The 15,558-nt window shown below is 37.7% G+C and carries 16 protein-coding genes; all 16 read left to right on the plus strand.

Translation table 11 applies throughout. The annotated features are described in order from the left end of the window. Positions 1-30 precede the first annotated feature (30 nt). The 16 genes from CH76_RS13415 (at position 31) to CH76_RS02050 (ending at position 15,414) form a co-directional block, all read left to right on the plus strand. Positions 31-1,218, plus strand: coding sequence for a lysozyme family protein (locus CH76_RS13415; RefSeq protein ID WP_051910140.1), 1,188 nt, complete (start codon positions 31-33; stop codon positions 1,216-1,218). A gap of 19 nt (positions 1,219-1,237) precedes the next feature. After that, entirely contained in the window at positions 1,238-2,137 is a 900-nt protein-coding gene (locus tag CH76_RS01975) for a hypothetical protein (RefSeq protein ID WP_036142066.1), read from the plus strand. A 245-nt stretch (positions 2,138-2,382) separates the two neighbouring features. Continuing rightward, a complete protein-coding gene (locus CH76_RS01980) occupies positions 2,383-2,724 on the plus strand; it encodes a hypothetical protein (protein ID WP_036142069.1) in 342 nt (113 codons plus the stop codon). After that, positions 2,717-3,124, plus strand: a complete 408-nt coding sequence (locus CH76_RS01985) for a hypothetical protein (RefSeq protein ID WP_036142072.1) — start codon at positions 2,717-2,719, stop codon at positions 3,122-3,124. The genes CH76_RS01980 and CH76_RS01985 overlap by 8 nt, the downstream gene beginning before the upstream one ends. Before the next feature lie 13 nt (positions 3,125-3,137). Beyond that, complete coding sequence (gene mobP2, locus CH76_RS01990) at positions 3,138-4,424, plus strand: MobP2 family relaxase (RefSeq protein ID WP_036142074.1); 1,287 nt, start codon at positions 3,138-3,140, stop codon at positions 4,422-4,424. A gap of 36 nt (positions 4,425-4,460) precedes the next feature. Beyond that, entirely contained in the window at positions 4,461-5,555 is a 1,095-nt protein-coding gene (locus tag CH76_RS01995) for a hypothetical protein (RefSeq protein ID WP_036142077.1), read from the plus strand. A 15-nt stretch (positions 5,556-5,570) separates the two neighbouring features. Continuing rightward, entirely contained in the window at positions 5,571-6,233 is a 663-nt protein-coding gene (locus tag CH76_RS02000; RefSeq protein ID WP_036142080.1) for a hypothetical protein, read from the plus strand. Between the two features lie 69 nt (positions 6,234-6,302). Beyond that, complete coding sequence (locus tag CH76_RS02005) at positions 6,303-7,094, plus strand: hypothetical protein (RefSeq protein WP_036142083.1); 792 nt, start codon at positions 6,303-6,305, stop codon at positions 7,092-7,094. 72 nt (positions 7,095-7,166) lie between these two features. Further along, positions 7,167-7,745, plus strand: a complete 579-nt coding sequence (locus CH76_RS02010) for a hypothetical protein (protein WP_036142086.1) — start codon at positions 7,167-7,169, stop codon at positions 7,743-7,745. Positions 7,746-7,865: 120 nt separating this feature from the next. Further along, positions 7,866-8,246, plus strand: a complete 381-nt coding sequence (locus CH76_RS02015; protein ID WP_036142089.1) for a hypothetical protein — start codon at positions 7,866-7,868, stop codon at positions 8,244-8,246. Between the two features lie 76 nt (positions 8,247-8,322). Further along, positions 8,323-10,437 carry a type IA DNA topoisomerase gene (locus CH76_RS02020; protein WP_036142091.1) on the plus strand — a complete coding sequence of 705 codons (2,115 nt, stop codon included), beginning with the start codon at positions 8,323-8,325 and terminating at the stop codon, positions 10,435-10,437. A 94-nt stretch (positions 10,438-10,531) separates the two neighbouring features. After that, on the plus strand, positions 10,532-10,714 hold the full coding sequence (locus CH76_RS02025) for a hypothetical protein (protein WP_036142098.1): 183 nt from the start codon (positions 10,532-10,534) through the stop codon (positions 10,712-10,714). A gap of 53 nt (positions 10,715-10,767) precedes the next feature. Then, positions 10,768-11,166: a type II toxin-antitoxin system PemK/MazF family toxin gene (locus CH76_RS02030; protein WP_036142100.1), complete on the plus strand. Its 399-nt coding sequence runs from the start codon at positions 10,768-10,770 to the stop codon at positions 11,164-11,166. A gap of 393 nt (positions 11,167-11,559) precedes the next feature. Next, positions 11,560-12,066, plus strand: a complete 507-nt coding sequence (locus tag CH76_RS02040) for a hypothetical protein (RefSeq protein WP_152553273.1) — start codon at positions 11,560-11,562, stop codon at positions 12,064-12,066. A 114-nt stretch (positions 12,067-12,180) separates the two neighbouring features. After that, positions 12,181-13,296 (plus strand): S-layer homology domain-containing protein, encoded by a 1,116-nt coding sequence (locus CH76_RS13420; RefSeq protein ID WP_051910142.1) that lies wholly within the window; start codon positions 12,181-12,183, stop codon positions 13,294-13,296. Between the two features lie 57 nt (positions 13,297-13,353). Further along, complete coding sequence (locus CH76_RS02050; RefSeq protein WP_036142107.1) at positions 13,354-15,414, plus strand: hypothetical protein; 2,061 nt, start codon at positions 13,354-13,356, stop codon at positions 15,412-15,414. Positions 15,415-15,558: the final 144 nt, after the last annotated feature.

Here is a 15,558-nt window from a genome sequence, read left to right on the forward strand (position 1 = left end):
GGCTTCTTTTTTTGTGGGGTGACGTAGCTCGTGAAAGAAATTATAAAGAAAATTGGTGGCTTACTGACTAAAAAAGCATTGCTTTGGCTTGTAGGTACTATCGGGGTTAGTGGCTTTGCAATTATCGGTCTTGCCCTTATTTTATTAAGCGTTATTTTAGGTGCAATTGGCGGTGGCGGAGGAGGCGGTGGAAGTGGTAATTGTACAGATTTTCAAGTAGGTACGCTCTCACCTCACGTCCAAAAATACGAGTCAACCGTACGAAAATATGCGCGTGAATACGACATTGAACAATACACACCTGTTGTACTCGCAATTATGCAACAAGAGTCAGGTGGTAATCCAAGTGAAGCCGATCCAATGCAATCATCGGAGAGTTTGTGTGGTCGAATCGGATGTATTACCAACCCTGAACATTCTATCGCGCAGGGGCTCAAACATTTTAATAATGTGTTAGAAAAAGCAGAGGGTGATTTATATTTAGCGATTCAAAGTTATAACTTTGGAACAGGTTTTATTAATTATGTTAAACAGCAAAATGGTAAATATGCTTTTAATAAGCAGCTGGGTGGTGGCAAAGAAACCTATGACCTAGCCGTTAAATTTTCACAAGAGCAATACAACTATCAAGCATCTATTGGTAATGGTGGGATGTTTAGTTGTTTGCGTCCTGAAGCAAGTCCATTAGGTGCTTGTTACGGTGACATTTTATATGTTTGGTCAGTATTGAACTACGTTTCAAAAGGCGAAGAAAGCACATGTGACGCTACAGGAGGCGAAGGCATGGGCACGAATAGCCCCAACGCGAAAGGTTGGGTAAAGCCCTTTATTGGTAACTATCCTTTAACGTCTAATCATGGTTGGCGTGATCTAGGGGCAGGGCCAGAATTCCATGCGGGAGTGGATTATGGTACACCAATGGGCACACCTGTTTATGCAGCGAAAGAGGGCACTGTAAGTTATATGCAAGCCTACCGAGGACCTGGGTGGGAACCTTACCCTGATGGTTTTGGCGCTGTAATCTTTGTAGATCATGGTGATGGGATTGTGTCGATTTATGCGCATTTAAGTGCAACACATGTCAAGCTTGGCGATAAGATAAAGCAGAATCAAAACATTGGTAAAGTAGGCCATACTGGGCGCTCTACTGCGCCACACTTACACTTTGAAGTGCGTATCAACGGTCAGTCCGTTCCGCCGTTACCATTTATTCAATAGGGAAGCAGGAGGTGATGAGGTGGAGTTGAAATCAAGCAAAGAAAATAAAGTAATGCTTGTGATTATTGGTGTGGCTAGCGTATTGTTAGCCATTTTATTTACGTCAAAATTATGGATGTATGATGATGATCCTATCAATCAGACACCATTTAATCAGGTCATCAAGCAACTAGATCAAACAGATATTGCACTCAAAAAATGGGCCTACAATGCGGAACAAAACTTCATGGAAGTCATCATTGAGAAGAAGCATACAGGTACCGATTTAATTAAGCCAACGTTCAAATATGTAGGTAAAGAAGCAGAGAAAAATCAGCAGCTCCCAACAAAAATCATTTTTGAAAGTGACCATATGGTCGTACTGGAACTGCATGACATCCCTGAAAAGTTTAAATATATAACCGTAGCTATGGATGAATACCGCGATGAAGAAACCGTCAAAGTAGAACAAGGTATTGTGGAAGGTGACGCAAAAGAAGTGAAGCCTAAGCGCTATGTTTTTGTAGGCGATTACCGCAAAATTACGCCAGACAACAAACTGAAAACACGTCCACAAAAAGAATATGAGAAAGAAAATATTCGTGTGGAAATTGAAAGTGTGAAAAAGCAAATTGCCTATATCACGGATGAAAAAATACCACTCAAAACAAAGGGCGTTTTAGAAATTGAACAGGACATCACAGCGCTAGAAGATGAAGTACAATTCGCGACAGCGGAAGAGAAAGCGTTACTGGAACGTGATATTTATGCGAAGAAGGAAGCCATTAAAACAGCGTTACGTGATAAAGAGAAGTTAGAAGATGAAGTGGTTAATCTTGAAGAAAAGATTGTGAAATTGAAAGAGAAGATTGCCTATTTAGATGGTGAAAATATAAAAAGTGACGTGGAAAAGCGCAATCAAAGTGATAGCAAACATTAAGTTTAATGATAGCAATATGCTATGTTTTCGAAAAAAAGCGATAGCAAAGCGATATTTTTTAGGTGTTCGATGTACCCATAGGAAAGCTAGGCACCGCCTAGCCCCCCAAAGTATTTGGGGGCACTTTCCCCTTATGCTCATAAATTTGTGAGGGGGATCTTTGTGAGTACTAACGAACTTTCCGAACAAAGGGTTTTAGTATTTTCTAGATTTGTTAAGGCAATTAAATAAGGAGAGTGTTGAGTTTGGAAAGAGAAATTAAGATTCGTGGCATTTCAAATGCAGTAGTTACAATCATTGATACGAAAGCAAAGCAACAAGGAATTTCTCGTAATGATTACTTACTTAATCTATTAAGATTAGATGTGGAACGTGATTTGATAAAAGAAGAACGTGCTTACATGGAACAAGCTGTCACCAGAACAGCCAACGCTTTTGAAGTTGTTGCACACCAGCTAGACGGCATCGAAACAAATTATCAAAAAATATTTATGATGTTGGCTATGTTAATGGGAATGTCCAAAGAAGAGGTAGAGCAAGTATTGGCCGGATATATTGTATCGAATGGAGATGAAGTAAATGAGTAAATTAGTAGGTAAGTTCTTTCGCTGTAGTCCATCAGTAGATCTTAAAATTAAGGAATGGGCTGAAAAAGAAAATATGTCTGAATCTAAATGGATTAACGAAGCGATTCATTATTATTTAAAGCATGAAGGAAGAGATTATCCTGAGCTAGCAAAGTTATTTGATGCGGTAATTAAGGGAAACTTGCAGTCTATTGTTGAAGAATCAAAACGTACACGTATTGCTGTTAACCAAGTAGCGAAAGAAAGTCAAATGAACTTAGAGTTTTGGAATGATTTTTATGTTGATAAAGGCGATGGCACATTAGTAACCACAGATGTTAAAAAAGCAAATGAGGTACAGCAGGCCGAAGCTAATATTCAAAACCGTATTTTATATGCACAACAGAAAAAGCGTGGCTGAGGTGGTCTGAAAAATGAATGATGTACGACCAGGTATTGTTTTAAAAACAAAATTTGTTTTACCACATTCAAAAGAATATGAAGGCTACGTTAAGTACATTGATCGAGATGAAGCAAAGCTCAATATTGAATTAGGTAAGTCGGGTAAAGCACATGACTTTGCGGTGTTTCATAGTTATATGGATTACATGGGCGATGAAGAAAAGGAGGGCCATTTATTTACGGCAACACACAATCAGCTCACGGATGTGCAAAAGAAAGCGCTACGTAAAGTATTTACAACCGCAGAGAAAAAAGAATCACCAATGTGGCAAGATGTCATTTCTTTTGACAACGAGTGGCTAGAAGAACAAGGCTTATACGATAGCAAAACACATTGGTTAAATGAAGATGCAATGAAAGATATTGTTCGTGCTGCGATGGATAAAATGATAAGTGAAGAAAAAATGAAGTCGCCTGTTTGGACGGCTTCCTTTCATTACAATACTGATAATATTCATGTGCATATTGCTACGATAGAACAAGAGCCTAGTTACTTGCAACGTGTGTCTGTTATGGATAAAGAAACAGGGAAAGTGGTAGAGCAGTATCGTGGTAAAAGAAAGCAAGATACATTGGACCGTATGAAGGCTGAAGTAGCAAATAAAATTGTAGACCGTACACCGGCTTATCAAAAGATTGATGAATTGATTCGAGGTACGGTCACAAAAAAGCGAAGTTTTAATGTCGCTCAGTTTGAAGAAACGGCAGAATTATTTGCGCAAGCTTTAGTAGCTTTACCTGATGATTTAAGGCAGTGGCAGTATGGCTATCAAACGATTAATGCAGCGCGCCCCTATATTGATAAAATTACAGATATTTATTTAGCAGCCTTTCATAAAGATGAAATGGAAGAGCTGACGAATGTATTAGATGAACAAGTCCTGCTAGCAGAACGGTTGTATGGTGCAGATAGTAAGCACAAACAATATAAACAAAATAAATTAGCTGACCTACGTAAACGAATGGGGAATGCAGTATTACAAGAGTTACGCGAATATAAAAAACGAGAACTTCAGGGTAACGGTTATTCAAAACAAAAAGGGGAAAGTGTAAAGCACACAGCTGAAAGAATGTACCAAGTAGATACACCAACTGTTCAGTCGAAGTCATTGCCTATGCTTTATTACCAAACAAAATCGAATGACTTGCGTGTAGCAATTTTTCATTTAAATAAAGCGCTTCGTAAAACGTACCATGAGCACCAAAAGGATCGAAACCTTGCTGAATTTGATCGTATGTTGGAAGGAGAAATAAATTGATTTATATTATTTTTGTACTAAGAAAGGAGCGACACAATGAAAAGATATATAGAAGTAAGGGCAGAAAATACGTACGGGGAGCCTGTGCAACTGGGGATACGTTTAGTAGAACAAGAAGAAAGTTATGGCTTTCGCAATCGTATTATTCATGAAGATATTGATCCAATACTACAGTTTACAGTCGGTCAGGAAATTGTAGGTGATATGAAGTTAAGTCGGCTTCTAAAATCGACATCAGAGATCGAATTAAATTTACCAAACGTTACTGTACCAAAAGAAAGTGTGAATGAAATTAGGCAAGTACATCACGATTATTTTCTACAATTAACATTGCCAGAAGCTGAAGTGGATTTTTCGCCACAGATTCAGCAGTGGGGTGAATTAAGTGATTTTGCCGTGGTATTTGAAGATGGCCGCATTTGGTCATTAGAGGATACTGTCAAAGCAGAAATTGTAAAAGATATGGCGTTATTACAAGTAGATGTATCAACTGAAACGTCCTCTGCATTACTCACGCCTGTATTTGGTGCAGCGCGCATCCATCGAATTAATGACATTGAAGACAAAGTGGCATACGCGGAAAAGTTAAATGATTTACATCTCGAAGGAGCCTTTATTTATGGTGACAGGATGCACGAATATTTACACGCAATGAAAGAGAATGGGGTAGCACATGACATTGTAGCCGCGCCTGCACATCAACTACGCCCTTTACGTGGTAGGTTGTTAAATCAAGTGTTAAATAAAGATACGATTACGTTGGAGATCCGTTCGTTTCCTTTAAGGGAGGTGATAGATGAACGAGAGGTTGCGCAACTTGTGCTGCGGGATAATCAGCAGGAAGTAGTTTATAGTTTGTGGGGCAATGATCCCTTGGCTGGCGAATTAGAACCTTATGCCATTTATACAACAAGTGGCGATTATTTGTTGGAAGATTTTATTCAGGTAACACCAAAGATGCAACAGTTGTTGCACAATTATGTGGAGGACAATCAGGAATTTTCGATGACGATTAATGATGTAGCACCCGATAAAGTCGCCATGCTCAAAGAAGTCATGCGAACAGAACAGCAAGAAGTAAAACGAGGCAAGTCACTTTCAACAGGTGATTTGCCTTTTGATTTTTCATAATAAGGAGGAAATAGGATGACGAAATTATATGAAGTTTATGAAGAAGTGGCGCGCAATTTAGCATTAGAACAGGTTGAAGGACCAGAGCTCTTATACTTTAAGGGCTTAGAAGAGTATCAAGCGTTGCTAAGTACGAATGAAGCTCCTGCATTTGCCCAAGAGGGGGAGTTTGTAATGTTAATTGATTGGCCAACGAATGAACGTTTAGTATGGCATAAAGACGCAAATGTAGAAGAGGTGCTCATGAAGATTTGGGAAGACGGTTACTTTGCGGAGCACCTAAAGGGCGATCCTTATTTTGATTATGGCCAAAACGAAGAAGTAAAAGCATTGTATACTGCGCTAGACAATGCCAAGTTAGAACCGCACACGGGTACAACAGATGTGCTGTATTATCGTAGTGCACAAGATTTTGTAGATTTTATTGATAAGGACGCGTTACCAAGCATTAAAGGCATGCAGCTCTATCAAGATATGTGCAGTGGCGCTGAAACGCCTGACTTTATGAAGGAAGGTGAGTTTGTGTTAGTGTATGACTTTGATATGCAGGAGTATTTAGGCTTTAATGAAAACGATACTTTAGCAGAAGTGAATGCAGCCATTCAAAATCATGATTTTTTAGGTCAAGCTTTTACCAGCTTAAAGCCACCATGCAAAGCGAAAGAGCTTGAACTATAAGTTAGGTGTTGGTTAAAAAGTCCATCGTTGAGGTGGGCTTTTATTATTTTATTTGAAGGGGTAGGAAGAATGAATACAGCAACTGAAGAATGGCAAGTGCATGAGGAATTGAACCAGGAGAAAATTCAAGCGCTTTTTAAGCGTAAAGAGGAACAACTAGGTATGCGCGTTTTAGGTTATCAGTTTGATAAATTTAAAAATATTCAAGCGTTAACCTACGATGATTTAGATAGTACGTACACTACTTTTACGTCTTATTATATTGGTGAAGATGAGTTGTCCTATAAGGATTTTTATGTAGGTGAGCAATATGAAGAGCAAGCAGCTGCTATCGCTAACTTAGAAGAGCGCTTAGGGCGAACTTTACCACAAGATGTCATTGACGCATTTGAAGAAGAGCGTCAGGCAACGGAAAGTTATAAGAAAGCCTATAGTCAAAGTATTCTTCAACAAATTATGGGGAAGGCTAAAGAAGATAAAGCTGCTAATAGTGAACGTTCATTAGGTGATGAGCTAGCGTATAAAACGAGTTATAAACAAAACTTATTAAGTGCTTTGGGCGTTGAAAGCGAGCCAAAGCAAACACTTCGAGCAACAGCATCGGATACTAAGGTAGAGCATACCGATGATAAAACAAGCCAAGAAATTGAAGAGTTTGAGCAGAAGCATTCTTTTGAGTTAGTTTATCTTTTGAAAAAAGAAGTGATTAACGAAGTAAAGCAACTAGATTTAACTGAAGAGCAATTACATGTATTGAATGACATCGAACAGCAACTCGATCAAGAAAAAGAAGCTTATGCGCAACAAAAGGAAGTAGCGCAAAACGTCACTACAAAAAGCACGAATGAGCGGGAAATGTAGGCAGTTACAGTACAGCATAGAAGGCATATGAGAAGTGTGTATATCACAATTATTTTTAGATGAGGCGATAACATGATTAAATTACAACATCCTAAAAAAGAAAAATACGATTTAGGTAAGGGTTGCATCTACTTTGTGACAGATGGTAAAGACGATAATTACCAAGTTTATCGTTGCTTAGAAGATGACGAAATTAATGATTACGAGGAAATAGTCAATTGTCAAGGTGAGAAATGTGTATTCGTTCATAATTTTCCTAGCTACGAATTAGCAGAAGCAGCAATCATAAGTTATTGGCACGCACAAGAAGCAATTGTACTTGATGTAAACGAGTTTGGGTTTATGTATCGAAATGAAAACGGTATAAAGTGCGACACTTCAAATATGCAATTAAGCGGGCGATATATACTCGCTAAAAAAAACTACGGAAATTTTGAAAAAAGTACAAAGTATTTAATAGAAAGAAATGACTGTAGCTACCTGTTGGTACTGAATGAGCCAAGATTAGCTGCTATATTAGCTGATATGAATTCTACAGACGCTTTTGATTATGTATGTGCAGAATTTCTGTGTACCGAATCAGTACCAGTTGAAAAATTAACTGACGGTACGTTCGAATTAATTGGAGGGTGGGAAAATGAAGGGAAATAAAGATTACCAATATATCTTAGAATGGACTAAAAGACGAGGAGCTTTAAACCCCGTTGTTAGTAACTTAAATACGTTTTTCTGTTTTGTATATCGTGATAGTAAATTCTTAGGAGTGGAAAAATGACTTCATCTAATAATTTGAATGTATATTATTCGGAAACAGGCAGTATTGAATTAAATAATTATAAATATGAGCCAACACTAATTATCGGTAAGCCTAAATCTAAAAAAGTATTAGAATACCGATTTGAGTATTTAGGAGGTTCTTATATTGTTGATGTTGAAATAGACTTTCAAAACGTGCCATTAATATTCCTTTATATATCAGATGATAGCACCTTGAAACATGCAGGGGATAGTGGTGAAAATCTATATTTAGTTTTCAATAAAAAAGTGATTACAAAAGATGAATTAATCGAATATTGTAATAAATATTTATTGCGAAACGTAATTTTTTTTATCAAAACATTTCCTCCTCTATTTATAAAAACAAGAATGTGAATTGTTAATATTCACCTTCTTTGTTTCGGTTTATTATACGAGTTGTTGAAATTTGAAAAGGAGTGGAAAAATAAAAATGAATACAGTAATTTTAGCTGAAAAACCTTCGCAAGCTAAAGCCTATGCGGAGGCTTTTTCTATTGCCAAAAAAGAAAAGACACACATTGTGTTGCAGTCTTGTAGCACATTTCCGAGAGGAGCTGTAGTGACCTGGGGAATCGGTCATCTAGTATCGTTGAAAATGCCTGGTGAATATAAAGAGGCATGGGGTAAATGGAATTTAGCGAATTTGCCGATTATCCCTGAACGTTTTGAGTTTAAAGTGACAAAAGATAAACAACAACAATTTAATGCCGTAAAAAAGCTTATGCATGAAGCAAACCTAATTATTAATGCTTGTGATGTGGATCGAGAAGGAAGTAACATTTTTTATTCGATTCTACATATGGCAGGTGTTAACAACAAAACGATTAGGCGTTTATGGATTAATTCATTAGAACCTGATGAGATTCGTAAAGGATTCAATAACTTGCGTGATAATAAGCAAGACTTATTGTTGTATGAAGAAGCGAAAACGCGTCAATTAAGCGATTGGCTAGTCGGTATTAATGCGAGTCAGTTGTATACGTTATTGCTTCAGCAACAAGGCTTAAACACAACATTAAGTGTTGGCCGTGTACAATCGCCAACGGTTTATATGATTTACCAGCGTCAACAAGAAATCGCTAACTTTGTATCGCGTCCTTTTTATGAGTTGGTGGGGGTTTTTGAAACACAAGAAGGTATTTATCAAGGAAAGGCAACCTATAAAGAAGAGGATAAAGCAACAATTGAGCATCTTTTGCAGCAAAGTAGTTTAGCTGAAGGAGTAGTTACTCAAGCAAATATTAAAGAAATAACTAAAACAGTTAAGCATGAAAAATCACCTCGTCTGCATTCCTTATCTACTTTACAGACACGTCTGAATAAATTGTATAAGTATAGTCCAGCTAAAGTGTTAGAAGTGACGCAAGGGCTTTATGAAAAGAAATTGGTGACCTATCCACGTACCGATTGTAACTATATTACGGAAAATGAGTTTGCGTATTTAGCAAAAGGTGTAGCTGAGTATCAGACGCTACTGAAGGTGGATTTTACGCCCCATACAGCACCTAATAAGCGTTATGTGGATAATAAGAAGGTGGCTGAACATTATGCCCTTGTACCAACTAAGACAATACCAACGCCTGAAAAGTTAGCGCAGCTGTCAATAGAAGAAAAGCATGTCTATGAAGAAATTTTACGTACTACACTTGCGATGTTTCATAACGATTATCAATTTGAAGAAACAGTCATTATTACAGAAGTTAACGGAATTGAATTTTATACAAAAGGAAAAATTGAAGTTACTAAGGGCTGGCATGTTTTATTCCCTCAAAGTGAACAAATGAAAGACGATCCGATGTTGCCAATTGTGCAGCAAGGACGTGAGGTAGATGCGGTGCTTACGATTAAAGAAGGAAAAACAACGCCCCCTAAGCCATATACAGAAGGTGGCTTAATTACGATGATGAAAACAGCAGGTAAACTTGTAGAAGACGTGGCCGATAGTGAAATGTTAAAAGAAGTTGAGGGTATTGGTACAGAAGCTACGCGTTCAGGTATTATAGAAACGATTAAAAAGAACGGTTATATCGAAGTGAAGAAGAATATTGTAACGGTTACTGATAAAGGGAAAATTTTATGTGAAGCGATTGGGGGAACGCTTTTATCTAGTCCAGCGATGACAGCGAAATGGGAAGGGTATTTGAAAAAGATTGGTGAAGGGACAGGTAGCCAAGAGAACTTTTTAAAGAATATTGAAAAGTTTTTGGCTGTAACCATTCAAGAAGCACCAACGAAAATGCCTTCTCAATCTGTCGAACAAGCTGTAAAGGTCCAGCAGGACGCTGAATATGTTGGCAATTGTCCTGTGTGCCAGGATGGTAAGGTTACAGAGCGAAAAACATTTTACGGCTGTAGCAATTATCGCAGTGGCTGCGCCTTTACGTTGCCAAAGAAATGGTGTGAAAAAGCCATTACAGTTACCCAAATAAAAAAACTATTAACGCAAGACAAGACAGATAAAATAAAGGGCTTTAAGAGTAAGAAAGGTTCGACATTTACTGCATCTTTAACAATTGTAGACGGAAGGCTGAAGGCGCAATTCTAATTAGATAATACTTTGCAAATGAGATTCAAACGAACTATACTACAGGTAATGAGTACGTATCGTATAATAGTGTATGTATAAAGGGGTGTGAGATATGAATAAAAAGGATTTAGAAGCTATGTCGGTGGATGAGTTGTTAGCAGTATATGGTCGTATGAATCGTTTGGTAAAGTTGAAGCCTAAAAAAAGAGAAACGGGTGCAGATGGTGCGCTATTACTCAATTCCGATGATCCGCGCGATCAGGAATGGTTTGAAGACGAGTATTATAAAAATTAATGAAGTCAGAGTCACTCATATTATGGGGGCTCTTTTTTTATGGAGGTTTTTAGATGGCTAAACAGGACACTTATGAGAATGGCGAAGTATTCTATGCTTTTATGCGCTATAAAGATCATGAAAATGGTGTAGGGAAAGATCGACCAGTGGTGGCCTTAAAAGATCCTGAAACAGAAACGTGGCAGGCTTTGAAAATCACAAGTCAAATTGATAAAAAGCTTAATCATAAATATGGTTATCTTATGGAAGATTGGGAAGAGTCAGGGTTAACTTCACCGTCTATCATTAAATGTAATATTGAAGATATTGAAGAAATTAACCCTAGTCATATTCGAAAGAAAATTGGCGAGTTAACGCATCGTGATTTGACAGGTTTATTAGTGAAATTGATTAAAGTGCGACAAGTAGAATACCAACGTGAACAACGGAAAATACAAGATTTTGAGGTATAGTCTTGTGATTTGATACATCATTAATGTTACGATGTAACATGAGATTCAATAAGGCGAGGTGTACCAACATAGAACTTCATGGCGTTCAATTTACTAATAAAGCAGAATATGAAAAGACAAAACACATTGTAAAACAGTTTGAAAAGGAAGGGTTACGCCCTACAAAAGAACGGATTTTAGGGATCAAATGTATGGTGGCGGGGCAGGTTTCAATAGAAGCCATTCAGCGTCATTATAATCTATAATTGTTTTCGAAAACTTTTTCGAAACTTTTTTGAAACTAAAATAAAACTTTTTTTGCGAAATCGCATGATAAATTAGTAGTATAGCAAAATGTATCAAGAGCCATCCTAAAGGGATTGGTTCTTTTTTATTTGAGAGGAGGAGGGAGTGTTGATGCATGTAGAAGCAATGAAAACGACAAATAAAGTTGTACCGTTCCAACGTAAAGTGAGTCCGTCTACAGTTACTTTACAAGTAAGTGGTTGTACGATTCATGGCATACCTGAGCACGTTACTGTTAAAGAGCTTGAAACATTAGTTGCTACAGCGAAATATGCCGAAGCTAATCAATTTGAAAATTACTGGTTTAATCCTAACCAGTCTTATAAAGCAGCTACCAAAGGAGGTGAGAAGGATGTAATAAACTATGCGCTTAAATGGTTGAATACTTATTTAGAATGGCGATTTGATGAACACAAGCAGCATTATTTTGCAATGCGGCTAGCAAAGCTACCGACTTTACATCAAGCGATTATCAATAAAAAATATGTGGAAGTCGATAGTGAAGGAAAACAAAAATTAGATGATTTTGTCTATGGGGAATTGCATATTGGGCGCACGTATTATTACAAAAAGAAAAAGGAGGCACTGTATCTTTTAGGTAAAGCTTTACTCTAGTTAAGTATGCAATGATTTAATTTATGTATGTAAAAATAATAAAATAAGCTTGATTATTACGAACAAGTGTTTTAAGCTATATGTAATAAGACAAATGACTCAGGAGGGAACAAAATGAACAAAACCGTATTTATGGCAGCTTTAGCAGCCAGTTTAGCCGTACCAGTTGCAGTAGCACCATTGGTCCAAGCAGCAGAAACACAGCCAACCTTTACAGATGTGCCAAAAACACATCCAAGCTTTGCTATTATTCATGAGATGCGTGATACAGGCATCATTAATGGTTATCCCGATGGCACATTTCAACCAGCTAAAGAAATTAAGCGTAGTCATGTAGCAGAGTTATTAGCGCGTGCTTTACCACTTGAGCCTGTACGTGAAGCAAAAGAGTTTTCAGATGTGCCTGTCACTCACCCCTATTATGAAGCTATCCAAAAGGTACAACGAGCGGGGATTATTGATGGCTCAGATGGTAAATTCAACCCCGACAAGCCATTGACACGTGTACAAATGGCAAAGATTTTAACATTAGCTTTTGATTTAAAAGTAAAAGCAGACTATGACTTCCCAGATGTAGCAACTACGCATTGGGGTAACGAATATGTACGCGCTTTATATTCTAACGGTATTACAACTGGCTCTAACGGCTATTACAAACCAAATGATGCAGTCACTCGTGCACATTATGCAACCTTCTTACATCGTCTATTAAATATTGATCCTGACTTTGTACCAAAGCCCATTCCAAAACCTGAAGTAAAGCCAGAGCCTAAACCTGAACCTCAACCAGAGCCAATACCGCAGCCAAATGAGCCGAAGCCAGGTGAGGTAGGTTATGAACCAGATGATTGGAAACAAGACCCTGTGCGTAATGTCTCGACAATTCCTGGCATTCCAAACCGACAAGAAATTCAAACGCCTGCTGGATGGACAGCAGACAAAATGAAGGAATATGAGGAGCTAGCAGTTGAAGAAGTGTATAAAAAATCTCCTATTAATAACCATGGACGAGGTACAATTAACATTCATGATAAAAGAAGTTTAGGAATGAGTGAGAAATTAAAGGCTATGTTAAGTGGTCTTAATGCACGAGGTGTTAATCTTACTTATGAAGAATATGTTGCACTAATTACTAAAACTATTGAATCTGGTGAATTTTATATTCATCCTGACCATAGATTTGGAATGTATTATGATTACCAAAGAAAAGTAATTGTTGAATTTGTATGAATAATGAAAGACCTTTCCCTTTGGGAGAGGTCTTTTTTCTAGAAGGGAGAGAAAATTTTGCGTTATAAATTGTTACTTTTGTGCAGCTTTATTTTAATTAGTTTAAGTATGTTACCTGCCAATGGTTATGCGGAGGAAAAGATAGAGTATATTGAGGTGCCAATCCATCAAAAATTTCAGCCGAAGTTAGGTGGCGGAGGTGTGTTATCTCCTGCTGATATTGAGCGCAACAAACAAGCAGGAATTATTATGTTGGATAAACCTAAACGTCCTAAAAATGTTGAGGAGGCTGAAAATTTAATTCTCCAAAAGCCTACTACTCATACTGGTTGGGCGGCAGAAACTCATACATGTATACGTGGTTTTTGGGGCACTGATTATCCAGAGTCTAAGTGGCTAATTGATGATCCTCGTTATCATACAGATAATAAGCATGATATTGTGAAACTGCCTAATGCGGAATATACAAAGCAATTAAAAGAAAAATATGGGCATTTAGAGAAGGAATATGGCATTGATTTTGCAGAAGCAAAAGGAGAGCTACACGGTACAGGTACGTATTGGAGTATTTACAATGAAAATACAAAGAATGGCCCTGGCGATGGTGGACGACCTTCATCTGGCGGCGATTGCCAAACAGGTGCACGTGCCTATTGGTATAACGATAATGACATCGTTATGGAGGGGTTTGTGTTAGTACCTGCTACAGCAGAAGTACCAAACCTATCAAAAGGGGCTGCTAAGGGTGAAGCTTATTGGGAGTTACGCCGTGATGACCGTAGCAAGGATAGTAATGTCCACATCTATAGTAATTTTACGAAAGCAGGTAAGCATTACGAAGTAAGAACATCGAAGCACACAGTCAAATTTAACGGGCAGACTGTGACAAAGAATGGTGATGGTAAAGAAATTAAGTTACAAGCGCCTGGCTTAGATGTAAAAGGAACACACCTTGAGTACGAGTTTTCCTATGACTATACCAATCACAAAAAATTAGTTTGCTCAGGACAAGGCGATGATCGTGAGTGTTGGTATGTACCTGACTGGTCAAAGGGTAAGACGTTTACATTGAAAGATAAAATTAAAATTGACAGTAAACAAAAAGATACGGTCCAAGCGCCAAATTTAGAAGGTATTGCTGAAGGTAAGTATATTGTTGGCCGTAAGGATATTTATAATCCTAAAAAGCGTAGTAGTGTGTATCACGAGCGAGTAAAGCGTGCTGAAGGTAATGAACAAAAATCTTCGTACAATTTAATTTCGCAATCTACTTTGCCAGCCACATCAGGGGTATTAACGTATGAAGTTGAGTTACCTTCTAAAGAGCATGAAAAGAGTGATTTTCAACCATTGCGTCATGAGCTAACAAATGGTTACACATTCCCTGTAGATATTGATGATAGTCTAAAGCGAGAGTATGCGAATAAAACGAAATGGACCTATGCAGATTATGCGTTTCCTGTGCAGCAACATATCTTGAAGGATAAAAAGATGGATGGCAAGCAGCGTGTATTTGAGTGGGACTATGTAACAGATGCTTTCTTTATTAGTAAATTTACAGGCTTTATTGTAGGTGTACCATATGCTGATCCTGCTAAAAAAGAAATTTTAGGTACAGGTAAGCGACCAACAGCAAGCGCGTTACTTTCTGCTGGTGAAGCAAAGCTTGAAAGTGAATACCAAAACACGTTCAAGACAAAGTACATTGACGATAATATGTACCCAAACGTAGAAAAAGACTTTGCTAAATTACAACGCTATTACATCCCAATTAATCCTGAATCACCATTAAAGCCAATGCATTTGTATGAAAACTATAATGTGTTAGAACATGTAGGGCTGAATGATATGACGTTTGAGTACCCTACTTCATTTTACTTCCAACATTACTTATTTGGCTCGGGTGCAGATGATGCATTTTATATTGAACAAAAAGATTCACGCGTCCCTGTTCCAGCAGGTGCTTCGAAAAATGTATATATCAAATATGAAGATTTAGCTAAGTTCCATGCGTTGCAAGAAGAACGTAAAAACCAACCAAAAGTGCATAACATCCGAATCTCTGACCGCGACTTTATAGATAAAGTAAAGGCTATTGTAGGAGATATTGGGCTTTGAGTGAACACGTAAAATTACGGGTTCTTTTTTATTTTTAAGACGTGTACTTTTCGCGTACTTTTTATGTACAATGTGCGAACCTCGTATGATGTCTATGCGCGTTAAGATAAAGATGTAGAAAAAATAACAGAAAGGGGGGTGACG

Source organism: Lysinibacillus sp. BF-4 (genome assembly GCF_000743635.1).
Classification (GTDB): domain Bacteria; phylum Bacillota; class Bacilli; order Bacillales_A; family Planococcaceae; genus Metalysinibacillus; species Metalysinibacillus saudimassiliensis.

What these genes read in the sequence shown, in the direction of transcription:
- CH76_RS01985 (WP_036142072.1), top strand. Translation starts at nt 2,717, where the DNA reads ATGAGTAAATTAGTAGGTAAGTTCTTTCGCTGTAGTCCATCAGTAGAT.
- CH76_RS02020 (WP_036142091.1), top strand. Translation starts at nt 8,323, where the DNA reads ATGAATACAGTAATTTTAGCTGAAAAACCTTCGCAAGCTAAAGCCTAT.
- mobP2 (WP_036142074.1), top strand. Translation starts at nt 3,138, where the DNA reads ATGAATGATGTACGACCAGGTATTGTTTTAAAAACAAAATTTGTTTTA.
- CH76_RS02015 (WP_036142089.1), top strand. Translation starts at nt 7,866, where the DNA reads ATGACTTCATCTAATAATTTGAATGTATATTATTCGGAAACAGGCAGT.
- CH76_RS02030 (WP_036142100.1), top strand. Translation starts at nt 10,768, where the DNA reads ATGGCTAAACAGGACACTTATGAGAATGGCGAAGTATTCTATGCTTTT.
- CH76_RS02005 (WP_036142083.1), top strand. Translation starts at nt 6,303, where the DNA reads ATGAATACAGCAACTGAAGAATGGCAAGTGCATGAGGAATTGAACCAG.
- CH76_RS02010 (WP_036142086.1), top strand. Translation starts at nt 7,167, where the DNA reads ATGATTAAATTACAACATCCTAAAAAAGAAAAATACGATTTAGGTAAG.
- CH76_RS01995 (WP_036142077.1), top strand. Translation starts at nt 4,461, where the DNA reads ATGAAAAGATATATAGAAGTAAGGGCAGAAAATACGTACGGGGAGCCT.
- CH76_RS13420 (WP_051910142.1), top strand. Translation starts at nt 12,181, where the DNA reads ATGAACAAAACCGTATTTATGGCAGCTTTAGCAGCCAGTTTAGCCGTA.
- CH76_RS02000 (WP_036142080.1), top strand. Translation starts at nt 5,571, where the DNA reads ATGACGAAATTATATGAAGTTTATGAAGAAGTGGCGCGCAATTTAGCA.
- CH76_RS02025 (WP_036142098.1), top strand. Translation starts at nt 10,532, where the DNA reads ATGAATAAAAAGGATTTAGAAGCTATGTCGGTGGATGAGTTGTTAGCA.